The following is a 24,157-nucleotide window of genomic DNA, read 5'->3' on the forward strand; positions in this document are numbered from 1 at the left end:
AAAATGAATCATGTTTACATAAAAGTAAACATGATTCAAAACAAATCGGCTACAAGCTAATACCGGTAGAAAGTAGTAAAAAGTTTAGTGAAACAACTGCTACTGAGATGTGCATTAAAACTGTTAACCAGTTTTTGCTCGAGCTTTGGAAATCCTGTACAGTCATAGCTACTGACCATATGAAAATAAACAAATATGCTAATTGTAAAAATATTGCTGGCAACATCATAACACCTCCTCTTTTCTATCATATTGCGACGAGAGGAAAAGAACTCCACTAATGTCTATCTTTTATTTATTAGACTTTTATTGAATGTAAAAATGTTAACAATGGCATGCTAAAGCTATGAATTTAGTATCTCTCTTACAAATGTTAATTTCACATAAAGTATGAGATAACAAATGCAGAAGTTAAGTTGCATAAAGTATGGTGATTTCTACTAACTATGAACGCATTAGCTTTGGAAAGCGACAAGTTCTCCATGAAGCCTATGCGTCTTTTTGATGCTGTAACTGTCTCAGTCGTCCTAATGGTTTTTCTGACCTCCTGGAAATAAAGTTATAAAACCTTTGACAAGCTATAATAAATCGTGTAAATTATCCAATGGACGAACAATTTATATTTTATACAATAAAAATATTCGTGTTTAGGAGTGTTGTAACGTGGAAAACGTATTTGATTATGAGGATATTCAATTAATTCCTGCGAAATGTGTGGTTAACAGTCGTTCTGAATGTGATACTACAGTTTCTTTAGGTGGACATAAATTTAAATTACCGGTTGTGCCTGCAAACATGCAAACAATCATTGATGAAAAAATTGCATTGTATTTAGCGGAAAATGGATATTTTTATATTATGCATCGTTTTCAGCCAGAGGAACGTGTAGATTTTATTAAGAATATGCAATCCAAAGGTTTAATCGCATCTATTAGTGTAGGTGTAAAAAAAGAAGAATATGATTTTGTTGAACAATTGGCTAATGAAGCATTAGTTCCTGAATTTATTACAATAGATATTGCTCATGGTCATTCTAACGCAGTAATCGATATGATAAAGCATATTAAAAAACATATACCGAAAAGCTTTGTCATTGCTGGCAACGTGGGAACACCTGAAGCTGTGCGTGAGTTAGAAAACGCTGGTGCAGACGCTACGAAGGTAGGAATTGGACCAGGCAAGGTGTGCATTACAAAAATCAAAACTGGCTTTGGAACTGGCGGTTGGCAATTAGCTGCATTACGCTGGTGCGCAAAAGCTGCTAGTAAACCAATTATAGCGGACGGTGGAATTCGTACCCATGGTGACATAGCTAAGTCTGTAAGATTTGGAGCATCCATGGTTATGATCGGTTCGCTATTTGCAGGACACGAGGAATCTCCTGGAGTAACAATTGAAAAAGATGGTAAACGTTTTAAAGAGTATTTTGGATCAGCTTCTGAGTTTCAAAAAGGTGAAAAGAAAAATGTAGAAGGCAAAAAAATGTTCGTTGAGCATAAAGGGAATCTTGAGGATACCTTAAGAGAGATGGAGCAGGATTTACAATCTTCTATTTCTTATGCAGGTGGAAACAAACTTGACGCTATACGTAATGTAGACTATGTAGTCGTTAAAAACTCCATCTTTAATGGAGATAAAGTATATTAAAAAGTATCTTATTTTGGAAATAATTTCTATTAATTAACAAGGTGATATGGTACAATTTCTCTGAGATTATTATTATTTCAATAACAAAAAATAGGGAGTGTTTCATATGGCTGTTAATGTATATATTAACTTTAATGGGAATTGTCGAGAAGCAGTAGAATATTATAGCCAAGTTTTTAAAACAGAAGAGCCACAAATAATGACTTTTGGTGAAGCACCAAAAGATCCAAACTTTAGTCTTCCAGATGAGGTCAAAGATTTAGTTATGCATACTCGTCTTAATATTGGTGGTAGTAATGTGATGTTTTCAGATACTTTCCCTGATTATCCTTTTGTTGTTGGAAATAATATTAGTTTAGCTTATATGAGCGAAGACGAGGCAGAAATTAAAGCCGCTTTTGAAACTCTTAAAGAGGGTGGAAAAGTTGGTATGGATATACAAGAAACCTTTTGGAGTAAGTGCTACGGAATTGTAACAGATAAATTCGGGATTGAGTGGCAATTGAGCCTTGAAATGAATAACCATTAGTACATTTTAAAGAGGATGGGACAAAACCCACCTTAGAAAATTACGAGTCCCGAAAATTTACCGATTAGTAAATTTTCGGGACTCTTTTCTATTACATAGTGGTGTTCTCCGCTACAGTGGACGCTTTCCTAGGGCACGGATCGAGCCCATAGTCTCTCCCACACGCTATCTTAAATAAATATCTTGCCTGGATTTAAAATACCATTCGGATCAAAAAGTAATTTAATAGACTTCATCAATTCTACCGCTTCGCCATGCTCTTTTAGTTGATACTTCATCTTCCCGACACCTACACCATGCTCACCTGTACAGCTCCCACCTAATTCTATTGCTTTCATGGCAATTTGGTCGTCTGTATATTTTGCTTTAGCTTTTTCTACAGGATCGTTAGGATCATACATGACCATCGTATGGAAATTACCGTCACCTACGTGTCCAAACACACCACCGATAAGACCGCTTTCCTCTAATAGTGTACGACCGAATACTACCATCTCGGCTAGCTTAGAGATAGGTACGCATGCATCGGCACCAGTAGAAGCTTTTCCTTTAATATGCTTGTAAGAATAGGCTAGCTCATGACGAGCCTTCCACAAATCGGCACGATCTTTTGGGGTATTGGCGCGTTCCCAATTGCTACAACCGAATTCCTTCATTAATTCTTCTACAACCGAAGCTTCCTCTTCAACAATGTTAGGTGTACCTGCAAATTCAAAGAATAGTGAATGCTCTTCTGGGAACGCATAGCCCCCATAACTATTCACTTGTTTAATACTCTCAGCATCTACTAGCTCCATTCTAAGTACTTGTATCCCACAGGACAAGACTGCCTGAGCAGCTTCTGCACATTCTCCAGGTGTATTAAATGTACAACGTGCAGCTAAAACCTTTTCAGGTATGCCATGTAGCTTGAGTGTAGCCTTTGTAATAACTCCTAACGTCCCTTCGGAGCCAGCCATTATTCCATTCAAGTTGTAGCCAGAAGAGGACTTCTTCGCCTTTGAACCAGTATGTATGACAGTGCCATTTGCTAGAACAACCTCTAAATCTAATATTTGGTCTCTCATAGACCCATATCGTACGGCCGTTGTGCCGCTTGCATTATTTGCGATCATTCCTCCAATCGATGCATCCGCACCTGGATCAATTGGAAAGTAAAGTCCATGCTTATTTATAAATTCGTTTAGCTGAAGTCGGGTGATGCCTGGCTCTACTGTTATCATCAAATCCTCAGGATAGAATTCTATAATTTTTTTCATATTATCGAAGTTCATAGAAATTCCTTTGTGAATCGGAATAGCTTGACCTTCTAGTCCGGATCCTGCTCCATAGGGGGTAACAGGAATTTTATGCTCATTTGCTATTTTCAATACTTTCACAATATCTTCTACGCCTTCTGGAAAGTACACAAAATCTGGCTCCACGTAGGGATGGGAGGATTCATCTCGACTATGTCTATATAATTCTGATTCGCTTTTACTTATTTTTTCTTTTCCAAGTACCTCTACAAATTGCTCATATAAATAGGTTTCCATGACAATCCTCCTGTAAATCTAAAAATTCAAAATATTTATTTACAATAATATTAACATAATATATTATTCATGTATACAGTATACAGAAAGGAGAATGCTCTTTGTGAAAAAGCTATTTCCAAAAGAATCTCTTGCTGATCAAGCTTTTAAGGCTTTAAAGGATGCAATTATTACGGGCAAACTTCCCCAGCAGGAAGAATTACCAGAAGAAAAGTTAGCGGTAGATTTAGGGATTAGCAGAACTCCAATACGTGAAGCTATAAAAAGGCTAGCAGTCGAGGGTCTTGTACAGTTAAATAAGTCTAAACCAGCAACTGTAGCAACTTTTAAGAAAGAGGACGGACTCCATTATATGGAGATACGAAGGCTTTTAGAAATCTACAACATCGACAAACATGCCCATCAAATCTCTGAGGAGATACTGTGCGCCTTACAGGATAACCTAGTGGAGCAATTAGCATCGATTAAAAACGAAAGCTACAATACATTTATTGACTTAGACCAACAATTTCATTTGCTAATCGGAAGTATAGGAGCCAATCGCAAATTGAGTGAGCTGATAAATGAAGCCAATGCTGGAAGTAATCGTGCTTTTTTAATACTCTCCAACACGTTAGAGGTCAGTGCAGAGGAAGCCTATTATGAGCATGAAGAAATTTTAAAAGCGCTTCGAATACATCATAACGATTTAGCCAAACAACTTATGACTCGTCATCTAGATAATGTAGAAAGAAGATTTTTATCATATTTTAATGAGGAGGATAAGAAATGAAGAAATTATTCACATTACTAATTATTACATTAATTACGTTAAGTGCATGTGGAAGACCATCCACCAATACATCAACATCTAGCTCGGGGGAAGAACAAGATCAATATACTATTAATCTTGCATATTTGGTGTCCGAAGAGCAGTCCACACATTTAGCAGCCAAAACATTTAAGGAAAAGCTAGAAGAAGAATCTGATGGACGTTTAAAAGTAGAGTTATTTCCAAATGGACAGCTATACCCTTCAGACAGAGAGGCTATTGAAGCTGTTCAGTTAGGTAACATCGAAATGACTATTCCAGCAGTAGCACCATTGGCATCTTTCAATAAAAAGTTCATGGTTTTTGATTTGCCATTTTTGTTTAATGATCATGAGGCAGCATATAGAGCGCTTGATGGAGATTTAGGGGATAAGTTGCTTGCGGAATTAGAGAGTAATGATATGAAGGGATTGGTTTTCGCTGAGAACGGCTTTCGTCATATGTCTAATAACAAAGGTCCAATTGAAGGTATAGCAAATCTGAAGGGGTTGAAATATCGAACGCTTGAAAACCCCGTACATACGGATACCTTTAAGGCCTTTGGGGCAAATGCCTCTCCATTTGCTTTTGGCGAATTATACACAGCACTTCAACAAAATACATACGAAGCAATGGAGTCTCCAATTTCTTTGTATTATACTAACAAATTTTATGAGGTTCAGGATTATCTAACTCTTACTAGTCATGTTTACGCTGCAACTATTTTGTTGATGAACAATGATTTCTATAATAGCTTACCTGATGACTTGCAGGAGCTAGTACAAACTGCTTCTGAGGAATACAGAACAGAACAACGAGAAATTGCACAAAAACAAGATGTAGAATTCCTAAAAAAATTACAAGAAGAAGGAATGAAAGTCAATGAACTGACTGAAGAGCAACGCAAAGAATTCAAAGATGCAACTCAATCCGTTTATGACAAATACGTAACTGAAATAGGAGAGGATCTTGTCCATATGGCAGAGGAAGCAAACAAACAATAATGGAGCAGGGGTGAAATGTATATGCTAAAGAAATTTGCCAAGTTCGAAGAGATATTGCTAGTCTTCTCCCTAGTTTTAATGGTTGCACTAATTTTTGGTCAAGTAATAGGCAGATATGTCTTCTCCTCAGCACCAAGCTGGACAGAGGAAATGGCAAGATATATTCATATTTTCCAAGTTTGGATTGGCGCAAGCTATGCGGTCAAATTAAGACAGCACATTAGAGTGGAAGCGTTTATTACTCGCTTCCACGGGGTGTTTCGCCAAGTACTAGAAATATTATCTATCCTGATTTGGTTTGCAATGGCACTATTTTTGGCGGTATTTGGTACAGAACTTGTTCTGAGTAGCATTAATCATGGTCAACTGGCACCCGCTATGCAAATTCCTATTTGGATTCCTTATTTGGCTATACCACTTGGTGGAATTGGAATGGCAATCCGATTAGTGATTCAAATAAAAGAAGTCATACGCGGCAATTATGAAAAACCTGAAGAAGAGGAGATCATACTATGACGGTAGCTCTTTTGTTTGGTACTTTGTTTATTTGCCTATTGATTGGCGTTCCTATTGCAATTTCGTTAGGGGTTTCTGCTTTAGTCGCTATTTATTTTGGTTCGAACCTTCCACTCGGCATTATAGCTCAAAAAGCATTTACATCTTTGGATTCTTTCCCCCTATTGGCAATCCCTTTTTTCATGTTAGCAGGGGTTCTGATGAGTAAAGGAGGAGTCTCTAAAAGGTTATTGGATATGGCTGCAGCCTTAGTAGGTTGGATTGTTGGAGGGTTATCTTTAGTAACTATAGTGGCATCTATGTTTTTTGCAGCTATATCAGGATCAGGACCTGCAACGGTAGCAGCAATTGGTGGTTTTATGATTCCTGAAATGAAAAAAAAGAAATATGATGGTGGATTTGCGGCTGCTGTTTCCGCTTCTGCAGGATCCATAGGTGTGATTATTCCACCAAGTATTCCTTTTGTTCTTTATGGAGTAATTGGGAGTGTGTCCGTAGGAAGTATGTTCCTTGCAGGAATATTACCTGGTATTATTATCGGTATTGGTCTTATGATCACTGCTTATTTTATTGCTAAAAAACGTGGCTATAAGTCAGAGGACAACGCAAGCTTTTCATTTAAGGATGTATTAAAAGCTACATACGATGCAAAATGGGCATTGCTAATACCTATAATTATTTTGGGTGGGATTTACGGGGGCTTTTTCTCTCCTACAGAAGCTGCAGTAGTAGCAGTCGTCTATGCATTAATTATTGGATTGTTCGTGTACAAGGAGCTTACTTGGAAATCCGTTTTTGAATGCTTTCGTGAAGCGGTCGTCATTAATGCTACTACGATGATTATTATTGGACTTTCAGTATCTTTTGCGTATTTTATGACTTTAGAACAGGTACCCAATGATATTTCTTCTTTCTTGACTGAATTATCTACCAATCCAATTGTCATTTTAATAGCTATTAACATCATACTATTAATAGTAGGAATGTTTATCGATACAATATCTGCATTAGTCATCCTAACACCGATCCTTTTGCCAATTGTTATTGCCGTTGGTGTCGACCCTATTCATTTTGGGGTAATATTAGTTACCAACTTAGCGATTGGTTTTATCACACCACCACTTGGTGTAAACTTGTTTGTAGCTTCTAGTGTAGGTAATGTAAAGTTTGAAAAAATAGTAATGGCTGTCATTCCGTTTTTATTCAGCATGATCGTTTGCTTAATCCTAATTACTTTCTTACCGAGTCTATCTTTATGGCTTCCAAGCATTCTAGGCAATAAATAATTGTGAAAGAAGGATAAATAGATATGTCTTTAAACATTAATCCACGTGCAAGAGCACTTGAACAACCTGGCATTCGTCAGTTTTCTAATCAGCTCGTTAACTTCCCAAATGCTATTAATCTTACAATAGGACAACCAGATTTTCCAACTCCACAGGCAGTAAAGGATGCTGGAATAAATGCTATTCAAAATAATTTAACTGGATATTCTCATAATGCTGGATTAATAGAATTACGAGAAGCAGTTAATAATTTTTTTACAGACAAATATGGTTTCTCCTACAATCCTGCTAAGGAAATTGTCATTACGAACGGGGCCAGTGAAGCCATCGACACAGTATTTCGAACAATTTTGGAAGAGGGCGATGAAGTTATATTGCCAGCTCCTATCTATTCCGGCTATGAACCTGTCATTAAATTTTGTGGAGCTAAGATTATTTATCTAGATACGACAAACACTGGTCTTCAACCATCAGCCGATGCACTGGAAAAACTTATAACCGATAAAACAAAAGCTATTTTGTTTAATAATCCATCAAATCCTACGGGCATGGTCATTGAAAAGAACGTAATGGATGACCTAGTTGAAATGCTGAAGGATAAGGAAGTTTATATTGTCTCTGATGAGATTTATAGTGAAAATACCTTTTTAGGAGAGCATGTTTCCTTTGCTTCATATCCGGTGCTAAGAGAGAAATTATTTTATATCCACGGTGTTTCAAAATCCCATTCAATGACAGGCTGGAGAATTGGATTTATATTAGGTCCTGAAAAAATTATGGAGCATGTGCTTAAAGTACATTTATACAATTCAATTTGCGCTTCCTTGCCATCACAGTATGGTGCGTTAGAGGCATTAACGAATTCGAAAGATATCCCAAGTGCGATGAATGTAGAGTATGTAACAAGACGTGATTATGTATATAATCGTTTGTTAGAAATGGGCCTACCTGTCATTAAGCCTAACGGAGCATTTTATATATTCCCTTCTATAGAAGCATTTGGCATAAAGTCATTTGATTTTGCTACTAAGTTGCTACATGAAGGCGGTGTTGCTGTTGTTCCGGGTAGTACATTTACTCCATATGGAGAAGGATATATTAGAATTTCCTACGCTTATTCCATGGCAGTTTTAGAAGAGGGTTTAAATCGTTTAGAACGTTTTATAGAAAAACTATAATTAATAGTCCCAAAGATTTCTATTACATGACGAAATGGAGAATACAATGAAAAAAATTATTTCGTATTCACTTGCAATTGGTATTTTTAGTAGTGCTCTTTTTACTCCAGTGGCTAATGTACATGCGGCTTCTCTAACAAAAGCGGAAACACTTGTTCAGAGAGCGCAGAAAGAAGCGACGGCTCTAAAATGGCAAATTTCCTACGAGCATACTAACTCTATTAAAACTCCAGATATGAGGGTTTTTAATTCGACTAAATCAGCTTACCTAGCGGCACAAAAAGAAATTGCATCGATCAATGACTCTGCAAAAAGAGCTGAACTAGAAAAAAGGTTAGAGGAAACGGTAGGGAGCCATTATAAGCGTTCCATGGGATACGTGGATGCAATCACGTCTGGAAATAAAATTCAGAAACTATCAGATACCCTGGAACTAGAGTACAGGAAGGACCCAAGCTCTAAACTTACGGAAACAGCTTATCGTGCCTTGTCTGAGGAGATTAAAAAACAAGGAAAGCTTCTCTATAAAGTATACGGCAAGTCTACGCGTGAAGCTTTTATTACTAAATATAAGTCGCCTGCCGAACAGATGCTACTTAATGTAAAATCTGCGAAAACAGCTACAGGCTTAATCAATGACCTGGATCAGGCGATTCAAAAGAAAGCAAAACAACAGGAAAAGGATTCTATTTTAAATCAGTTGTTTTTAAGTTTAGAAGCGCTAAAAGATGATTCTATGTATTATCAATTATTTGATGAATACAGCAAGATAATTCGAAAAGACTCTAATTTTCTTTCTCAAGAAAAAGAATTAACAGCTTATTTTGAACATATGAATCAGCTAATAAATAAAAAGGATATAGCTGGAGTTTTTGCATTGTATAGTGAGGAATTTCCGGACTATCAATATTTGAAAGAAGATATTCAAGGCTCTTTCAATGAAAATGATACAAAATTCGAATTGTTAAATGCATATGTCTATACAATCATTAGTGATTATGCCTATGTTGAAGTGGAGGACTTGGCGACAACTGGGAATCAGAAAGAATCTATTCTAAATGTATACTTACTGAAAAAAGAAAGTATGGAATGGAGAATTGTGGATATTTTTACTCCTTACTAATATATGAATTTCTAACAACCAATGGGCTATAAACTTGTTGGTTGTTATTTTTTGTTTGAAAGAATGTTAGAATTATTAATATAGAAAATTCTAATAACTTTATAATTGCTTTCGAGGAGGAAAATAAATGAAGAAACTTCTTTTAACAGGATTTGAACCGTTTTTAAATTATACAGTGAATCCAACTATGAAAATTGTAGATGAATTGGATGGTTTAGAAATCAATGGTTATAAAGTGGTTAGTAGAATCCTAACGGTAGACTTTCTTTTGTCTGGGCAACAATTACTTCAATTATTGGAGGATGAAAAGCCAAATGTCCACATTTCATTGGGCTTAGCAGCTGGCAGATATAAAGTCACACCGGAGAGAATTGCTATTAATGTTAAAGATGGAGATGCAGACAATGTAGGAAATAGACCAATTGATGAACCTATTCAACCAGAGGGAGAGCCAGGTTACTATTCCACGCTACCAATTCGCAAAATGGTTGATAAGCTAATAGAAAATGGTTTTCCTTCAGAAATTTCTAATACCGCTGGCACTTATCTTTGTAATAATGTGATGTATGAAGCATTACATTACGTGAATACGACTAATAGTTCTATAATATCAGGGTTTATTCATATCCCAGCCTCTCATGAACTGGCTATTGAGCATGGTAAAGTTCCAAGCTGGTCTCATGAAGATTTAAAAAATAGTGTTATCACTTGTATAAGTGTTTTAGATTCTAATGAATAGAGATAAGCCTAAGTTCTTTAGAACAGGTGAGAGAACCCTGCGTTTTAGTTTCCAGGAGGCTATTAGTCACGAAATACTAAATAACGTACATTCCTTTGCCGAAATGATTTCTTTGGAATGGAGTCATTATATAGAAGAAATCGTACCAAGCTACCATACGGTTACTGTTTTTTTCTACACTTCGTCTACTTTAGAGAAGGCAAATATAGAGGAATTACTAATAAAATGGCAACAACAAAAGCAAATGGATAAAAACAAATCGACTATATTAGTACATATTCCGGTTTGTTATGAAGAGTCATTTTCAATTGATATAGATAGAGTAACTTCTATTAATAAATTATCTAAAGAAGAGATTATTAAACTTCATACGCAAACTTTATACACCGTTTATATGGTTGGATTCTTGCCTGGTTTTCCTTATTTGGGTGATTTAAATAAAGATATTTGCGTATCACGTTTAGATAAACCCAGAGCTTTTGTACCAAAAGGATCTGTTGGAATTGGTGGAAGTCAAACAGGTATATATCCAATCGACTCCCCAGGAGGGTGGAATATAATTGGTAGGACCCCTTTGGAAATATATTCGGTTAATCGAAAATCACCATTTTTATTGAAAGCAAGAGACCTTCTTCAATTTTATCCTATTTCTTTGAATGACTACAAAGAGTTAGAAATCGAATTGGAAAAGGATCCAGAGGCAATTTATCGTTTTGTAGAGGAGCTGTGACCATGAGGATTGACATAAATGCTGATGTTGGAGAAAGCTTTGGTAGCTTTAAGGTAGGAGAGGATGAAGAATTATTTAAAGTCATTACATCTGCAAATATTGCTTGCGGATTTCATGCTGGAGATTTCACGGTAATGAACAGTACAGTTCAAGGGGCAAAGAAAAATAATTTATCTATTGGTGCTCATCCTGGTTTTCCTGATAAACAAGGATTTGGACGTAGAAATATGAATATGTCTCCAAATGAAATTTATGAAATGATCATTTATCAAATAGGGGCGTTAAAGGCTTTTTGTCAGATTCATAATGTACAGCTTGCTCATATAAAACCTCATGGAGCACTATATAATATGGCAGCTATAAATAGTTCTATTGCTAGAGCGGTAGCTCGAGCAGTCTATGATATAGAACCGAATGCGATTCTATTTGGCTTAAGTAACAGTGAAATAATAGTCGCTGGGAAAGATCTTGGACTTCAAACTGCCCAAGAGGCTTTTGCTGATCGACTTTATGATGAAGAAGGTTATCTCGTTAGTCGAACTGAACCAAATGCTGTGTTAGCTACTGTGGAGGATGTTGTCAATCAAGCATTACGAATTGTAAAAGGAAATGAAGTAAGGACCAAGACAGGTAATATAATAAGTATTCATGCCGATACTTTGTGCTTTCATGGTGATGGAAAAAATGTCTCGTCTATAGTTAAGAAAGTGAGAATGGTGCTAGAGGAAAATAATGTAAAGGTTGCACCTGTGGAGTTGAGTAAGTGAAAGCACTATTTAAAGTAATAAAAGAGGGGGTATACGCCTCCTATCAAGATTTAGGAAGAACAGGGTATCGAAAATTTGGTATGCCAGTGGCGGGGGCGATGGACAAGTTTGCTTTTCAAATAGGTAATAAAATAATGAATAATTCTCCAAATTCCCTTACTTTAGAAATATTTTTAGGAGGAATTTCTCTAGAAGTATTAGATACTCATAAAATAGTCATCTGTGGAGCAGACCTCGAAGCTGCTTTAGATGGAAAGCCCATAACTTTATGGAAGTCTTTTAGTGTCTTTAAGGGACAAGTCTTAACTTTTAAAGGACCAAGGGGTGGAAGTATTGCATATATAATACCAGTAGGAGGGTTTTGTGCTGACACAGTCATGAACAGTAAATCTGCATATCCACGAGCTGACATAGGGGGTTTGTTGAAGCCAGGAACGATCTTGTTTGTCCCAGATATCCCTTATAGTAAAGTGCAAACTGGTTTAATACCATCTTTTATTCCTAATTATGAAAAAGAAGTTACTGTAAATGTATGGAAAAGCCCCCATTTGTCTTTGTTTAAACCAAAAAGTATCGAGACTTTTTTGGACTCGGCATACATTTATAAAGCTGGTGATCGAATGGGGTACTACATAGAGGGCCCAGAGCTGGAATTTGTTTCAAATGGAGACATCTTATCCGAGGCTACACAGTTTGGTACTATCCAAGTCTCTAATAATGGTCAGCCTGTTATTTTAATGGCAGATGCACAGACAGTTGGCGGATACGCAACAATAGGAAAGATAGCTGAGGAGGATTTGTGGAAGGTTTCTCAGTTGAAAATTGGTGGTATAATACATTTTCAATGGATTATATAACTAAACTGTCATAATTTACGAGTATAGAGTTACCGTATTTTATGACAGTTCTAAAAAATGATATTTATAGCTGGTTTGTAAAAGATAATATTTGCGCTTCTACAGAGCTTTCACTACATTTTTAAATGCTCGTTCATTTCCCTGGAAATATCATTTAATTCATCCTCGTTCATCATATAATACCAAATACCATTCTTTAACTCTCCGACACCGTCCTCAAAGGATAAAGATTCAATCGTATTTATGCTTTTTTTATATTCCTTTTGTATATTTAGCATCTGCTCGAAGGTCATATTGGTTTGTATATTTTCTTCGATAATATAGAGGAGCTCATTATGCTTTAAGAGTATGTTAAAGTTGGCTCCCTTTTTTAGTAGGGATTGAATTACTTGTTTTTGACGTAATTGCCTTCCAAAATCTCCCCGTGGATCATCCTTACGCATTTGTACATAATCTAAAGCCTGATCTCCGTGTAAGCTAATTTCTCCTTCTTTGAAGATAGTATCATTCACCTGGAAGCTCCTGTCATTGTTAACTGTCACGCCACCTATAAAATCCACAATGTCCTTAAATCCTTCCATATCTATTTGAATCACATAGTCAATTGGAACATTTAGTAGATTTTCAACTGTATTTACAGACATTTCTATGCCCCCGAATGCATAGGCATGATTGATTTTGTCTTGAATTTCTTTTCCGATGATCTCTGTATAAGTATCGCGAGGAATGCTAACCATTTTAATGGATTCGCTAGTAGGGTTCACTGTTAGGAAGAGAATTGTATCAGAACGTCCTTTATCTCCTTCTCTTTTATCCACGCCTAAGATTAATAAGGAAAAAGGGATTTTCTTCTGTAACACAATCTCATCTTTTCTTAATACAGAAACTTTTCTTAGCTCTGGCTCATGTATTTCTTGAAGAGTGGTCGTAACGTCACTATATACATTTTGGGCATAAAAAAATAAACCTATAAAAATACAAAAGAAAAATAATAGAACTAACAGGATGATATTCTTTTTAGACATAAAAAGTCTCCTTAAATAACATATTCTTATGTATTTGTATGAATTTATTGAAGTAAGTAGTAGTAATATATGTCCTGTTAGAAAAGTATTTTTTATGCTTGAGCTAGTAAATTGAATATTTCAATATATAGATAGATTTTTATTGAATATTTGATTTAGATTCTTCTGCATTCTCCATCAGCACCGATTCATAAAATGATTAAAAAATAGTTGTTTAATGTAATTTTGTGATAATTATCACAGGGTGTTCGATTGAATATAGGTATAATTATTCGTGAAAGGGGTGTAATTATATGAAGGGGTCTGTGAGAAGTAAACTTTTAGTCCTAGCTTCAATCGTGATATCAATACCTTTACTAATGGTAGGTCTAAACAATTATTTATTGGCAAAAAACGAATTAGATGAATTAGGCAAATTAGGAATTCAAAATGGTACCTACGCAATTTTGGATTTAATTGATGAGTTAAGCAAAGAGGTAGAAAAAGGTAATTTAACTTTAGAAGAGGCACAGGGCCGAGCGGCCGATAAAATCATAGGCCCTTTAAATGAAGACGACAAACGATCGATCACTAATCCGGCAACCTTTGGGGACAACTTCTATTATTATGTAATGGACGAGAAAGGTACATTATTGGTGCACCCTAGCATGGAAGGAGAAAATTTATATAATAATCAATCCGAAGATGGTAAGTATTTTATAAGAGATGTAATAGAAAAAGCAAAAAATGGTGGGGGGTTCGTTTCTTATAAATGGCCACTCCCTAGTGACCAAGAGCAAGTGGAGCCTAAAATTACATACAGCATATTAGAACCTAACTGGGGTTGGGTGGTTGTTGCTGGCACGTATGAAATGGAATTTAATAAAGGTGCAAACACCATTTTACTTACTACCATTGTCACTATTATTATATCTCTTTTATTGGGAATTGGGCTCTTCTGGTTCTTTGCGGGAAAAATGACCTCTTATATAAAGAAGATTATGGTTACAACCTCGGATATAGCGGGCGGAAAGCTTAGCGGAAACGTTATTCCTATAGAAACAAAGGACGAGCTAGGTCAGCTAGCTATAAATGTAAATAACATGAAAAAGAGTCTAGAGGAAATGGTAAGTCAAACAAAAATATCATTAGAGCATATGAGAGATTCCTCTGAAGCACTTAGTGCGGTGACGGAAGAAACAACTGCAGCAACTAGTGAAATTTCTCATGTCATCACAGAAATCTCTAAGGGGGCAGTTATACAAGCGGAAGATGCGGAAGTTGCTTCTGGCAAAGTAAATGACCTTTCTGCTGTGATAGAAAAAACGCTTGAGCAATATAAAGAGATTATAGATGGTGTTAGCCAAATGACGAACGTGCAAGAGAATGCCGTATCTAACATAAATATTTTGACTAACAATACCGATAGATTTCAAATCGTTATGGATGTGCTTCAGTCGAACTTTACTCAGCTTACTAGTCGGATGGGAGAAATAGGGCAAATTGTTCAAACGATAAATGATATTTCTGCTCAAACTAATCTACTTGCTTTAAATGCTAGTATAGAGGCTGCTAGGGCAGGAGAGCATGGCAAGGGTTTCGCGGTGGTGGCAGAGGAAGTTAGAAAGCTTTCAGAAGGTACCCAAGTTGCTACGAACAGTGTAGGCAGTCTCTTAAAACAAATTGAACAGGATACACATTCGGCAGAAGAAAAAATGAGAGAAACCCAATTTATCTCAAATGAACAAATTATTTCAGTAGGATATACAAAACAGGCCTACCTCGAACTATCTAATTCAATCCAACGAATAAAGGAAGGGCTTATTTATTTAAACGATTTAATGAATAAAATGTACTCTAATAGAGAAGTAGTTGTCGGAGCAATTTCTAATATTGCTGCAGTTGCAGAGGAATCTGCAGCTGCCACTGAGCAGATGAATGCTTCTATAGAAGAACAAAGTAATGCAATTGCTTCTATTATGAATTCAGCTCTTCAACTTCAAGATGAGGCAGAAAACATGCATGACTTGGTATCGAGATTTGAATGAAATATTTGATAGTTATAACTTCATAACTAATGGAACATTCGAACTCCTATAATAGAATATGCAAAATATGGTTTATCTTCTTTCTATGTTATAATAGATACATATTTTTATTAAATAGAGGAGTTTTAAATGATGTCAAATTCACCCCAAAAATATAAAACAGAAATTAATTTCTCAAATGACTGGGACATTTCAACACAGGATAAGTATATTTTCCAATTTTTTCATCAACAATTAGAGGATTTAGAAGCTAACCAATTACATGTACATGGAGTAAAGCTATATAAAGTAGAATCAAGTATAGTCGTTACAGCAATTTTAAGACACTCCCTTCCTAAAAAGTTATTGTTAGAACAAGTCGTCCTACTAGTAAAAAATAAGGATGGTAAAGAGCTTGCTAAAAAGCAATTTGATATGGCTTTATTCGGAGAATTAGAACCATGTACTGCGAGACCATGGAAGTTCTTATTTGAAGAGGCTGATCTATTAGTGCCGCTTGATGAAATTGAAAACGAGATGGACTTTGAAATGGCATTTGAATATTATGAAAAAGTTATAAGTGACTTTGAATTATATTTAGATGAAAACTGGTCTAACGGCCTTACAGTAGATCAACAAGGATATGTTAAAAATTTAGTATCAAGTCTAGAGCCTATTAAAGTAAATGAGATTTCTATAGTAGGGTTCCATTTCGAAGAATCTGAACAAGCTGTTAATATATTTATCATTATACGAAATGCTTTTTCTCAATCATTAACTATAGAAAATCTGCCTATACAATTGTTTGATGCTACAGGAGCTATAGTTTGTAAGCTTGGTTTCCCAATTGGGGAATTTCAAATCGCATCTAAACAGGCAAGACCAATTAGCCTTTCCTTTTCAAAAGAAGTTTTCCAAAAAGAGAATCCTGATTTTAGTTCATGGAAAATTGAAATGGTTCCACAAACACTATAAAAAAACAGTCTAGAGGAAATCCTCTAGACTGTTTTTTATTCCATATCCTTTGTTACTTGTACTTGTAGGTAATAACGAATGACATCACGGAAGAAGGAGTTAATCATTTTATTGAAAAGATCCAAAGCATCAAATGAATATAATCGATAAGGATCTTCTTGCGCATATCCTCTGATGGAAATTCCTTCTCTTAAATGATGTAAGTTATCTAAATGGGTAATCCAGTAACGATCCAAGGTTTCAATATAAATGGCTTGAATATCATTCCAACTTTCGTCTTTTGAATCTATACTTTCGAGTGTTTCAAAAGATTGATTGTATACTGACTCCAATGCTTTTGTTAGTTGTTCTTTGTTTTCAGGGTCTAACACTGTAAATTTACTATCATCTTTTGTAGTCAGCATTGTCATTATTCTTACTTCATCCATAATTTCATTAAGGATTGACGAAGTGGACTCTTCTGAGTTTAATTCAGGAATCTCTTGTACAAAGCCAAAGTAACGTTCTTGAAGTGCTTTTTCAATTAAATGCTTCATGTTCTCAACATGAAGTGCTCTTTCCCGATAGCTATAAATAACTTTTTGCTGGTCATTATTTATTTCATCTAGTTTTAAAAGGTGGGAGCGGCTTGAAAAATGAATGCCTTCAATAACCTTTTGAACATTATAAACAAATTTTGTTGGATTTGGTGAAACAATAAGGCCCGTTTCGTCTGTTTTTACTTTGTTTTTATACCTAGCAAACTCTTCTTCGTCATAATAATAAAATAGCTCATCCTCTAAAGATACAATAAATTGCGTACTACCAGGATCTCCTTGGCGACCACTACGCCCCCTCAGTTGCATATCTATACGAGCACTGCTGTGTAGCTCGGTTCCGATAATGTGTAAGCCCCCAAGTTCTGCAACTCCATCACCAAGTAGAATATCAGTTCCTCGACCAGCCATGTTTGTAGCGAGCATGATTTTATGCATCTGACCAGCATTTGAAATGATAGCGGCTTCATCTTCTTCAGTTTTAGCATTTAAAATGTTGTGTTCAAGACCAGCTTCTTTCAGACGTAAAGAGAGCAATTCTGATTGTTCGATTGAAGTTGTACCAATCAAAACTGGTCTACCAGTCTCGTGAAGTTTTTTTGTTTCTTCCACAATTCTCTTGGTTTTATCTTCATGCGTTAAATACACTAGAGTATCCATGTCAATTCTTTTGTTAGGCTTATTTGTAGGAATTTCCGTTACTCTTAAGCTATAAGTTTCCCAAAACTCCTCTTTCGAAGGAACAGCACTACCTGTCATTCCAGAAACATGTTGATATAGTCTAAAATAATGTTGAATAGTAATAGATGCTTGGGTGTTGTTTTCTTCTTTAATGGAAACCTTCTCTTTAGCTTCTATAGCTTGATGTAAACCATCACTATAAGTTCTGCCCTCCATTATGCGACCTGTGTACGGATCAACAATCTGAATTTTGTCATCCTTTACAATATAATCTACGTCTTTGCGCATTATCACTTTTGCTCGAAGTGATTGCATAGCGATGTGCATGAACTCACGATGTTCACTATCATAGACATTTTTTATTCCAAATGCTGCTTCTAGTTTATCTGCCCCTTTATCTAATAGGACAATTTGTTTTGTTTCTGGATAATAATCATATTCCTTTTTATCCTCGAAAGTGTCGATCACCATATGCATTATTGGAAAAAGGTTTAAACTTGCATTTGATTTGCCGGCAATAATCAACGGAGTTCTTGCCTCATCGATTAAGATGCTATCTACCTCATCTATTAATGCATAGAAAAGTGGTCGTTGAACTAGCTGGTCTTTACTTTGAATCATATGATCTCTTAAATAATCAAAACCAAATTCTGTTCCTGTTCCGTAAGTGATATCGCTATTATAAGCAGCTTGTTTTTCATCACTTTCTAAGCCTGCTACATTTAACCCTACTGTAAGACCTAGAAATTCAAAGAGTGGTTTCATTTGCTCATAGTCCCGTGTAGCCAAATATTCGTTGGCAGTAATAATATGAGTACCTTTACCATAAGCAGCCATTACATAAGCAGGTAGAGTGGCTACTAAAGTCTTACCTTCACCTGTTTGCATTTGTGCAATTTGCGACTGAGTTAAGACAGCGCCTCCCATTAACTGAGACTCATAGTGTCTCATTCCTAATACTCTCTTAGAAGCTTCACGCACTACAGCAAAGGCTTCAATAATTAGTTCCTCAGGAGATATTCCATTATTTAATTGCTCTCGGAATTTATCAGTATATGCTTTAAGTTCTGTATCACTTTTTTGAGCAAAAGTTTCCTCTAAGGAATTTATTTTATTTACAATCTTATTCAGCTGTTTTAACTCTATAATTTCTCCTGAAATCATTTTCTTAATAGATTCTAGCATATATGTCTAATCTCCTATCTTTTATTTCCAGTATTATTATATCATGAAACATTAGTGGTAGCATTTGCTATATATATTGCTAACATTACATTTTAGTTACATGATTATATTTTAAAAGTTACCAAATCATGTTAAAGTTAGAATAGTTATGAAAGGGGTTAGAATGTTGAAAAAAATTAGTTTGACGATGATTGCTGTTATGTTAGCTTCGCCAATGAGTAATGTCTATGCTGAAAATATTGTAAAAGAGACAAGTGCTGAACAAGTTAAAGAGATAGAAAGTTTAGTAAGAGAAGAGCCAATAGAGGAAACTGTTGAGGTAGATAACTCAGAAGAATGGTTGGACGATATCATTGAAGAAAAACCTGTGGAAGAAGTTATTGAAGAAGGCTATGAAAATTTAGGGCCTATGATTTTTAAATCTTCTGCTGTATCTGCCAAAATCGCACCAAATAGTGAGGGCGACTATTTTATTTATTACATCATGCATGGCTCTCCAGCGGCTCTAGTTGTTGTTGACTATAAGTCAAAGGAAATCTTACATACGTTTACGTTAGAAGATTCAAAAAGTGCATGGGGATTAGATGTGGATGAAAACGGTAAGCTTTGGATTGGTGGATCTGTTTCTAGTGTGCTTTATAGCTATGATCCTAATGAGGAAGTATTTGAAAAACATGGAGCTATTTTTTCAAACAAAAGCGACACTTCTATTCAGGATTTAATTGTATCTGGTAAAAAAGTATATGCAGGCTCTGCATACGGAGGATCATTGGTAGCTTTCGATACGGAAACAAAAGAGATTGAAGAGTTCGGACAAATTCGTAAACGCAAAGAATTTGTAAAAGCTATTGTAGCAGATGAAGAAAATGATGAAGTGTATGTTTCTATTGGCTCTCCTATGGACTTACTTATTAAAAAGCCAAATACAAAAAATTTTACAAGCTTTCTTCCTGTTAAGTACATGTCAGAGAAGTATGCTCAAGATTTAGTTCTAACAGAGGATTATGTTATAGCAAGATTGCATCCATCCAATATGGCAGTAATTTTTGATAGAAAAACACTTAAGATAGTTGATGAATTTGAATTGAATTCAAAGACTGTCTCTACAATATCTCCTAACGGAGAAGGTATGTATTATACAAAAGGTCAACAGTTGGTAAAGTATGATTTTGATACTAAAGAGCATACAGAACTTGGCCTGTTTTTACCTAAGGGAACTGAAGCGATTAATTTAGATTTCATTATAACAAGCCCAAAACCTGCAAAAGATGAAAATGTTGAAGCCAAGGAAAATAGCTTACCTGAAAATCCAAAGGTAACAGACCCATCAATTAAAAACAATTCAGGTAAAATTACCGTGGATTCTAATATCACTACTACATTACCTCCGGTTATTGGGAATCCGACTGAAGAAGATAACATTGAAGCACCTATTGAAGAGGAAACGAAAGAATGGATTTTATCAGGGATGGTCGATAACTTAGGTCAAATCTTTGAATATAATCCGCAAACAGGTGAAATTAAACATCAATCTTTTGATTTGCCAGAGCAACCAGTGGAATTATATACATTAGCATCCAGTTCCGATGGGAAAAAGATTTTTGCAAATGGATATATGTCCGGAGGTCTAGGGGTTTATGATGTTCAAACTGGAAATAAAGAACTTTACCGAAATGTGAGTCAAATTGAATCCATGTATGACATTAACAACAAGCTCTATATTGGTGCGTATCCACTTGCTAGACTGCTAGTATACGATCGCTCTAATCCATGGGGAAATGGGAATCCAACAGAAGTCATTAGAATGAGTGAATATGGACAAGAACGTTCAACAGCTGTTACACCATACAACGGTGGTAAAGAAATAATATTAGGCACGCTTCCTGATACAAGCGTCGGTGGTGGGGCATTAGTGTTCTATGATACCGCTACGAATAAAACGGAGATATTTGAAAACTACATTTATAACCAAAGCATCGTTTCATTGGTAAGCCGGGGTACACAAGTATTTGGAGGAACTTCTATTCATGCGAACCAACAAATAAATCCTCGTGGAGCAAGACTATTCTACTTTAATAGATACAACCCTGAAGATAAAAAATACATTCATCTTCCATTTAGTGCAAGTATGATTACAAGTTTAATAGTAGATAAAGAGAATAAAATTTGGGGTATGGCAGATGGAAAGCTATTTAATTATACAGATGAATGGACAGATGTAAAAACAGTTGAATTATTACCTCTTATATCCGGTCGTTTCCGTAATGCACAAATCTTAGAAGGTGTCGATGGCTACATTTACGGAAGTGTGGAAGGTAAGCTATTCCGCGTTACTAAAGATACTTTACAGGTTGAATGGTTGAAGGATAAAGGAGTTTATGGGCTTGAACAGGACTTAAACGGTAACCTTTATTACTACGATGGAAGCAACCTTTGGAGATATACGATTGAGAAGAATAGAGGAAAACAAGCTGAAAAAGCTGAGAATTAAAGGAGAATTAAATTAAAATGAAACGAAAATTGCTATACCTTTTTGTCGTTTTTGCAGTTGTCACGAGTTCACTATTCCAACCAAGTCAAGTAGAAGCGCAAGCAACGAAAGTATATTGGGACGGTATTTTAATGGTTCCAGGTCAAGTGGGAAAAATTAAAGTAGTAAAACCGATCAACCTATGGAAACGTACTTCAAATGGTCTAGTGTTTGAGAAAATTCTAAAGCCAGGGGAACAATATCGTGTTTACCGATATGATAATTTATACGGTGGCCAGTACGGTCTAGGTGGAGGAATGTATATAACAAAAATGGCGGGATATGTGGAGTACAAAACACCGTCTAAAGCAAAGCTAAAAGAATTGGAAAACGCTCAGGGAGGAACTCCTTCAGTAGGAAATCCTTCATCAAATCTGTTTCCCAAGGAAGCTATTCCTAACCTATCTATTGGAAAGGTAGCAGCTCAGGCAATTACGCAAATAGCTCCTGGAGTAAGGAAGAAGCTTATAGATATTGAGGGGGCTGTAGGTCCTCAAAAGTTATTTGTCATTGATTATGATGGTAAAACATCCAATATCCAAATGAAGACAGAGCTTGCTAAAGATCAAATAATCGGGTTTGAGACTACTTCTTCTCAAGCAAATAGTGTTCCTCAAAATGATTCTTATCACGTAGTAGCAGGTGTCAATGGAGATTATTTTGATAAGCAAGGCCAGCCTGTTGATTTAATGATGATTGATGGAACAATTGTATCGACACCACAAACAGCATTAAGTGATCTAGCAGTACTAGGTATTACATCGAACGGAAAGGCAATTATTGGTGCTCCTCAAGTAGCGATGAACCTTTCTGTAAACGGAAAATCTTATCCAATTAACTCTGTTAATAGAAAAAGGTTAGCCAACCATTTAGTAGTATATACAAGAGATTTTGCTCCAACTACTAATACGAATGAGTTAGGTACTGAAGTTCGTGTCAAAATTGACTCAGGGAAGCTCAATGGCGGAGAGACGCTAGTAGGTACAGTTACAGAGATAATAAGCGGCGCTGGAAATGCTGCTTTAAATCCAAATGAGATTATTTTGTCTGGACATCATTTTGCAGGTGATTTCTTACAAGGTATAACTGTTGGTGACCAAATTCAAATTGCTACTAAGTTTACTCCAGCTGAATGGAATGATGTTAGAGAATCAGTAAGTGGAAGATATCACTTAGTTAAAAATGGGGCACTTCAAACTATTAAAGTTGCGGGAGTTGCACCTAGAACAGCGGTCGGAGTCAGAAAAGACGGAAGTCTATTTACAGCTGTAGTAGACGGGCGTACAACTGGAAGTAAAGGACTTACATTACAAAATACTGCAAAGCTAATGAAAGATCTGGGAGCTAACTACGCGATGACTTTTGACGGCGGGGGCTCTTCCACAATAGTAGTAAGAGAGCTTGGAAACAATAAAGTAACTGTTGCCAACAAACCCTCGGATGGCTACGAACGTTCTGTAGCTAATTCTCTTCTATTTGTTAGCACATATAAAACGGGTCCAGTCGCAACAATTGCTCCTGCATCTGATGTGGTAGAAGTGTTCCAAGGTGCTTCTTATACTAATTTATCAGTACCTGTTAAAGGGATAGACCAATTTATGAATCCCGTAGCAATTTCTGGATCAGGAAAAGTAACATCCTCTATTTTAACTAACTCAAATGGGAAGCAGGTCGTAAATGCAAAACCTGGTACCTATGCAGGGATAGTCAATTATGAAGGAAAAACTACTAATATACAATTAAGAGTAACAAACACGCTTGATAGTATAAAAGCTTCAGAAAGCTCTCTGCAAGTAGCTAAAGGACAAACTGTACAGCTGTCAGTAAGCGGTATGAAAAATGGACAAGCGGTATTAACAGATGCAAGCGCGTTTACTTGGACTAGTTCGGTAGGTAAAGTCCAAGCAAACGGTAAATATACTGCACTAAATAAAGATGGTATTGGTACTATAACTGTTAAATATGGTTCTAAATCGTTAAGTATTCCTATTATAATAGGTGACGTTCCACCAACTATTCTAGAATCATTTAACAAAGGGATATTTAACTATGAAGCTACTAACGACCGAGCTAATAATGTTACTATCTCATCTGTAACCAATGATCGTGATGGCTCGAAAGCTATAAAACTAACTTATGATTTTAATAATACTACGGGAACTTCCGGTGCATATATTAATGCTAAAACTAATTTAACAATTAGTACTCCTTTAAAGAAAGTTGGTATGTGGGTTAAAGGAGATGGTAAAGGGAACTGGTTAAGGTCCCAAGTAATAGATGCTACAGGTAAAACGGTACAATTGGACTTTGATAAAAACGTAACTTGGACTGATTGGAGATTTGTTACTGCTGAGGTACCCGCTGGACTTTCTTATCCGTTAAAAATGGACCTTCCTGTTCGTTATATGCAAACAGAAAATGCTAAGAAAGCAAATGGTGAGATTATCATTGATGACATTCAAGCTATTTACAAGGATTAAAATGAGTAAATAGTAGTAGTTGTTGCGTAGCAATTTAA

Annotated in this window: 20 protein-coding genes; 16 read left to right on the plus strand and 4 right to left on the minus strand. The window is 35.9% G+C overall.

The genetic code is table 11. The features are described 5' to 3' along the window. Positions 1 to 49 precede the first annotated feature (49 nt). Positions 50 to 226 carry a hypothetical protein gene (locus ACQKNZ_RS04465; RefSeq protein ID WP_154311326.1) on the minus strand — a complete coding sequence of 59 codons (177 nt, stop codon included), beginning with the start codon at positions 224 to 226 and terminating at the stop codon, positions 50 to 52. Between the two features lie 437 nt (positions 227 to 663). Between ACQKNZ_RS04465 and guaC the strand changes: the two genes are divergently transcribed. Both guaC and ACQKNZ_RS04475 read left to right on the plus strand, forming a co-directional pair. Then, positions 664 to 1,647 (plus strand): GMP reductase, encoded by a 984-nt coding sequence (gene guaC / locus ACQKNZ_RS04470; protein WP_144537474.1) that lies wholly within the window; start codon positions 664 to 666, stop codon positions 1,645 to 1,647. Positions 1,648 to 1,753: 106 nt separating this feature from the next. Continuing rightward, complete coding sequence (locus ACQKNZ_RS04475) at positions 1,754 to 2,176, plus strand: VOC family protein (RefSeq protein ID WP_144537476.1); 423 nt, start codon at positions 1,754 to 1,756, stop codon at positions 2,174 to 2,176. 170 nt (positions 2,177 to 2,346) lie between these two features. Here ACQKNZ_RS04475 and ACQKNZ_RS04480 read toward each other — a convergent pair whose 3' ends face one another. Next, positions 2,347 to 3,711, minus strand: coding sequence for an FAD-binding oxidoreductase (locus ACQKNZ_RS04480; protein WP_144537478.1), 1,365 nt, complete (start codon positions 3,709 to 3,711; stop codon positions 2,347 to 2,349). A gap of 103 nt (positions 3,712 to 3,814) precedes the next feature. On the opposite strand from ACQKNZ_RS04480, the gene ACQKNZ_RS04485 reads away from it, so the two are divergent. From ACQKNZ_RS04485 to ACQKNZ_RS04530, 10 genes are all read left to right on the plus strand, one after another. Next, a complete protein-coding gene (locus ACQKNZ_RS04485; RefSeq protein ID WP_151110978.1) occupies positions 3,815 to 4,483 on the plus strand; it encodes a GntR family transcriptional regulator in 669 nt (222 codons plus the stop codon). Further along, complete coding sequence (locus tag ACQKNZ_RS04490; protein WP_144537482.1) at positions 4,480 to 5,505, plus strand: DctP family TRAP transporter solute-binding subunit; 1,026 nt, start codon at positions 4,480 to 4,482, stop codon at positions 5,503 to 5,505. Before ACQKNZ_RS04485 ends, ACQKNZ_RS04490 begins: the two co-directional genes overlap by 4 nt. Before the next feature lie 21 nt (positions 5,506 to 5,526). Then, positions 5,527 to 6,021: a TRAP transporter small permease gene (locus tag ACQKNZ_RS04495; RefSeq protein ID WP_144537484.1), complete on the plus strand. Its 495-nt coding sequence runs from the start codon at positions 5,527 to 5,529 to the stop codon at positions 6,019 to 6,021. Further along, positions 6,018 to 7,307, plus strand: coding sequence for a TRAP transporter large permease (locus tag ACQKNZ_RS04500; RefSeq protein ID WP_151110972.1), 1,290 nt, complete (start codon positions 6,018 to 6,020; stop codon positions 7,305 to 7,307). The genes ACQKNZ_RS04495 and ACQKNZ_RS04500 overlap by 4 nt, the downstream gene beginning before the upstream one ends. A 23-nt stretch (positions 7,308 to 7,330) precedes the next feature. Further along, complete coding sequence (locus ACQKNZ_RS04505) at positions 7,331 to 8,485, plus strand: aminotransferase class I/II-fold pyridoxal phosphate-dependent enzyme (RefSeq protein WP_144537488.1); 1,155 nt, start codon at positions 7,331 to 7,333, stop codon at positions 8,483 to 8,485. Between the two features lie 46 nt (positions 8,486 to 8,531). Continuing rightward, positions 8,532 to 9,608 (plus strand): hypothetical protein, encoded by a 1,077-nt coding sequence (locus ACQKNZ_RS04510; protein WP_427658345.1) that lies wholly within the window; start codon positions 8,532 to 8,534, stop codon positions 9,606 to 9,608. A 127-nt stretch (positions 9,609 to 9,735) separates the two neighbouring features. After that, on the plus strand, positions 9,736 to 10,347 hold the full coding sequence (locus tag ACQKNZ_RS04515) for a pyroglutamyl-peptidase I (RefSeq protein WP_144537492.1): 612 nt from the start codon (positions 9,736 to 9,738) through the stop codon (positions 10,345 to 10,347). Beyond that, positions 10,340 to 11,077 (plus strand): 5-oxoprolinase subunit PxpB, encoded by a 738-nt coding sequence (gene pxpB, locus ACQKNZ_RS04520; protein ID WP_144537494.1) that lies wholly within the window; start codon positions 10,340 to 10,342, stop codon positions 11,075 to 11,077. The genes ACQKNZ_RS04515 and pxpB overlap by 8 nt, the downstream gene beginning before the upstream one ends. A 2-nt stretch (positions 11,078 to 11,079) precedes the next feature. Continuing rightward, the gene (locus ACQKNZ_RS04525; protein ID WP_144537496.1) at positions 11,080 to 11,844 is read left to right on the plus strand and encodes a LamB/YcsF family protein; all 765 of its coding nucleotides are present in this window, start codon (positions 11,080 to 11,082) and stop codon (positions 11,842 to 11,844) included. Further along, positions 11,841 to 12,701, plus strand: coding sequence for a biotin-dependent carboxyltransferase family protein (locus ACQKNZ_RS04530; protein ID WP_427658348.1), 861 nt, complete (start codon positions 11,841 to 11,843; stop codon positions 12,699 to 12,701). Before ACQKNZ_RS04525 ends, ACQKNZ_RS04530 begins: the two co-directional genes overlap by 4 nt. 113 nt (positions 12,702 to 12,814) lie before the next feature. Here ACQKNZ_RS04530 and ACQKNZ_RS04535 read toward each other — a convergent pair whose 3' ends face one another. Beyond that, complete coding sequence (locus ACQKNZ_RS04535; protein WP_427658350.1) at positions 12,815 to 13,726, minus strand: LCP family protein; 912 nt, start codon at positions 13,724 to 13,726, stop codon at positions 12,815 to 12,817. A gap of 293 nt (positions 13,727 to 14,019) precedes the next feature. Between ACQKNZ_RS04535 and ACQKNZ_RS04540 the strand changes: the two genes are divergently transcribed. Together ACQKNZ_RS04540 and ACQKNZ_RS04545 are read left to right on the plus strand one after the other, a co-directional pair. Continuing rightward, positions 14,020 to 15,753: a methyl-accepting chemotaxis protein gene (locus ACQKNZ_RS04540; RefSeq protein WP_340862749.1), complete on the plus strand. Its 1,734-nt coding sequence runs from the start codon at positions 14,020 to 14,022 to the stop codon at positions 15,751 to 15,753. A 132-nt stretch (positions 15,754 to 15,885) separates the two neighbouring features. Then, a complete protein-coding gene (locus tag ACQKNZ_RS04545; RefSeq protein WP_186318110.1) occupies positions 15,886 to 16,707 on the plus strand; it encodes an SLAP domain-containing protein in 822 nt (273 codons plus the stop codon). 35 nt (positions 16,708 to 16,742) lie between these two features. On the opposite strand, the gene secA is transcribed toward ACQKNZ_RS04545, so the two are convergent. Continuing rightward, complete coding sequence (gene secA, locus ACQKNZ_RS04550) at positions 16,743 to 19,109, minus strand: preprotein translocase subunit SecA (RefSeq protein ID WP_154311317.1); 2,367 nt, start codon at positions 19,107 to 19,109, stop codon at positions 16,743 to 16,745. 166 nt (positions 19,110 to 19,275) lie between these two features. Between secA and ACQKNZ_RS04555 the strand changes: the two genes are divergently transcribed. Both ACQKNZ_RS04555 and ACQKNZ_RS04560 read left to right on the plus strand, forming a co-directional pair. After that, positions 19,276 to 21,600, plus strand: a complete 2,325-nt coding sequence (locus tag ACQKNZ_RS04555) for a hypothetical protein (protein ID WP_427658353.1) — start codon at positions 19,276 to 19,278, stop codon at positions 21,598 to 21,600. A gap of 17 nt (positions 21,601 to 21,617) precedes the next feature. Continuing rightward, positions 21,618 to 24,119 (plus strand): phosphodiester glycosidase family protein, encoded by a 2,502-nt coding sequence (locus ACQKNZ_RS04560; protein WP_427658355.1) that lies wholly within the window; start codon positions 21,618 to 21,620, stop codon positions 24,117 to 24,119. Positions 24,120 to 24,157 lie beyond the last annotated feature (38 nt).

It is taken from the genome of Psychrobacillus sp. NPDC093200 (assembly GCF_050280345.1).
GTDB lineage: Bacteria > Bacillota > Bacilli > Bacillales_A > Planococcaceae > Psychrobacillus > Psychrobacillus faecigallinarum.

Bases quoted from the DNA above. Each gene is read 5' to 3' on its own strand.
- ACQKNZ_RS04560 (WP_427658355.1), top strand. From the start codon at position 21,618: ATGAAACGAAAATTGCTATACCTTTTTGTCGTTTTTGCAGTTGTCACG.
- ACQKNZ_RS04540 (WP_340862749.1), top strand. From the start codon at position 14,020: ATGAAGGGGTCTGTGAGAAGTAAACTTTTAGTCCTAGCTTCAATCGTG.
- ACQKNZ_RS04495 (WP_144537484.1), top strand. From the start codon at position 5,527: ATGCTAAAGAAATTTGCCAAGTTCGAAGAGATATTGCTAGTCTTCTCC.
- ACQKNZ_RS04535 (WP_427658350.1), bottom strand. From the start codon at position 13,726: ATGTCTAAAAAGAATATCATCCTGTTAGTTCTATTATTTTTCTTTTGT.
- secA (WP_154311317.1), bottom strand. From the start codon at position 19,109: ATGCTAGAATCTATTAAGAAAATGATTTCAGGAGAAATTATAGAGTTA.
- ACQKNZ_RS04475 (WP_144537476.1), top strand. From the start codon at position 1,754: ATGGCTGTTAATGTATATATTAACTTTAATGGGAATTGTCGAGAAGCA.
- ACQKNZ_RS04510 (WP_427658345.1), top strand. From the start codon at position 8,532: ATGAAAAAAATTATTTCGTATTCACTTGCAATTGGTATTTTTAGTAGT.
- ACQKNZ_RS04490 (WP_144537482.1), top strand. From the start codon at position 4,480: ATGAAGAAATTATTCACATTACTAATTATTACATTAATTACGTTAAGT.
- ACQKNZ_RS04525 (WP_144537496.1), top strand. From the start codon at position 11,080: ATGAGGATTGACATAAATGCTGATGTTGGAGAAAGCTTTGGTAGCTTT.
- ACQKNZ_RS04465 (WP_154311326.1), bottom strand. From the start codon at position 226: ATGTTGCCAGCAATATTTTTACAATTAGCATATTTGTTTATTTTCATA.
- pxpB (WP_144537494.1), top strand. From the start codon at position 10,340: ATGAATAGAGATAAGCCTAAGTTCTTTAGAACAGGTGAGAGAACCCTG.
- ACQKNZ_RS04515 (WP_144537492.1), top strand. From the start codon at position 9,736: ATGAAGAAACTTCTTTTAACAGGATTTGAACCGTTTTTAAATTATACA.
- ACQKNZ_RS04545 (WP_186318110.1), top strand. From the start codon at position 15,886: ATGTCAAATTCACCCCAAAAATATAAAACAGAAATTAATTTCTCAAAT.
- ACQKNZ_RS04480 (WP_144537478.1), bottom strand. From the start codon at position 3,711: ATGGAAACCTATTTATATGAGCAATTTGTAGAGGTACTTGGAAAAGAA.
- ACQKNZ_RS04500 (WP_151110972.1), top strand. From the start codon at position 6,018: ATGACGGTAGCTCTTTTGTTTGGTACTTTGTTTATTTGCCTATTGATT.
- ACQKNZ_RS04505 (WP_144537488.1), top strand. From the start codon at position 7,331: ATGTCTTTAAACATTAATCCACGTGCAAGAGCACTTGAACAACCTGGC.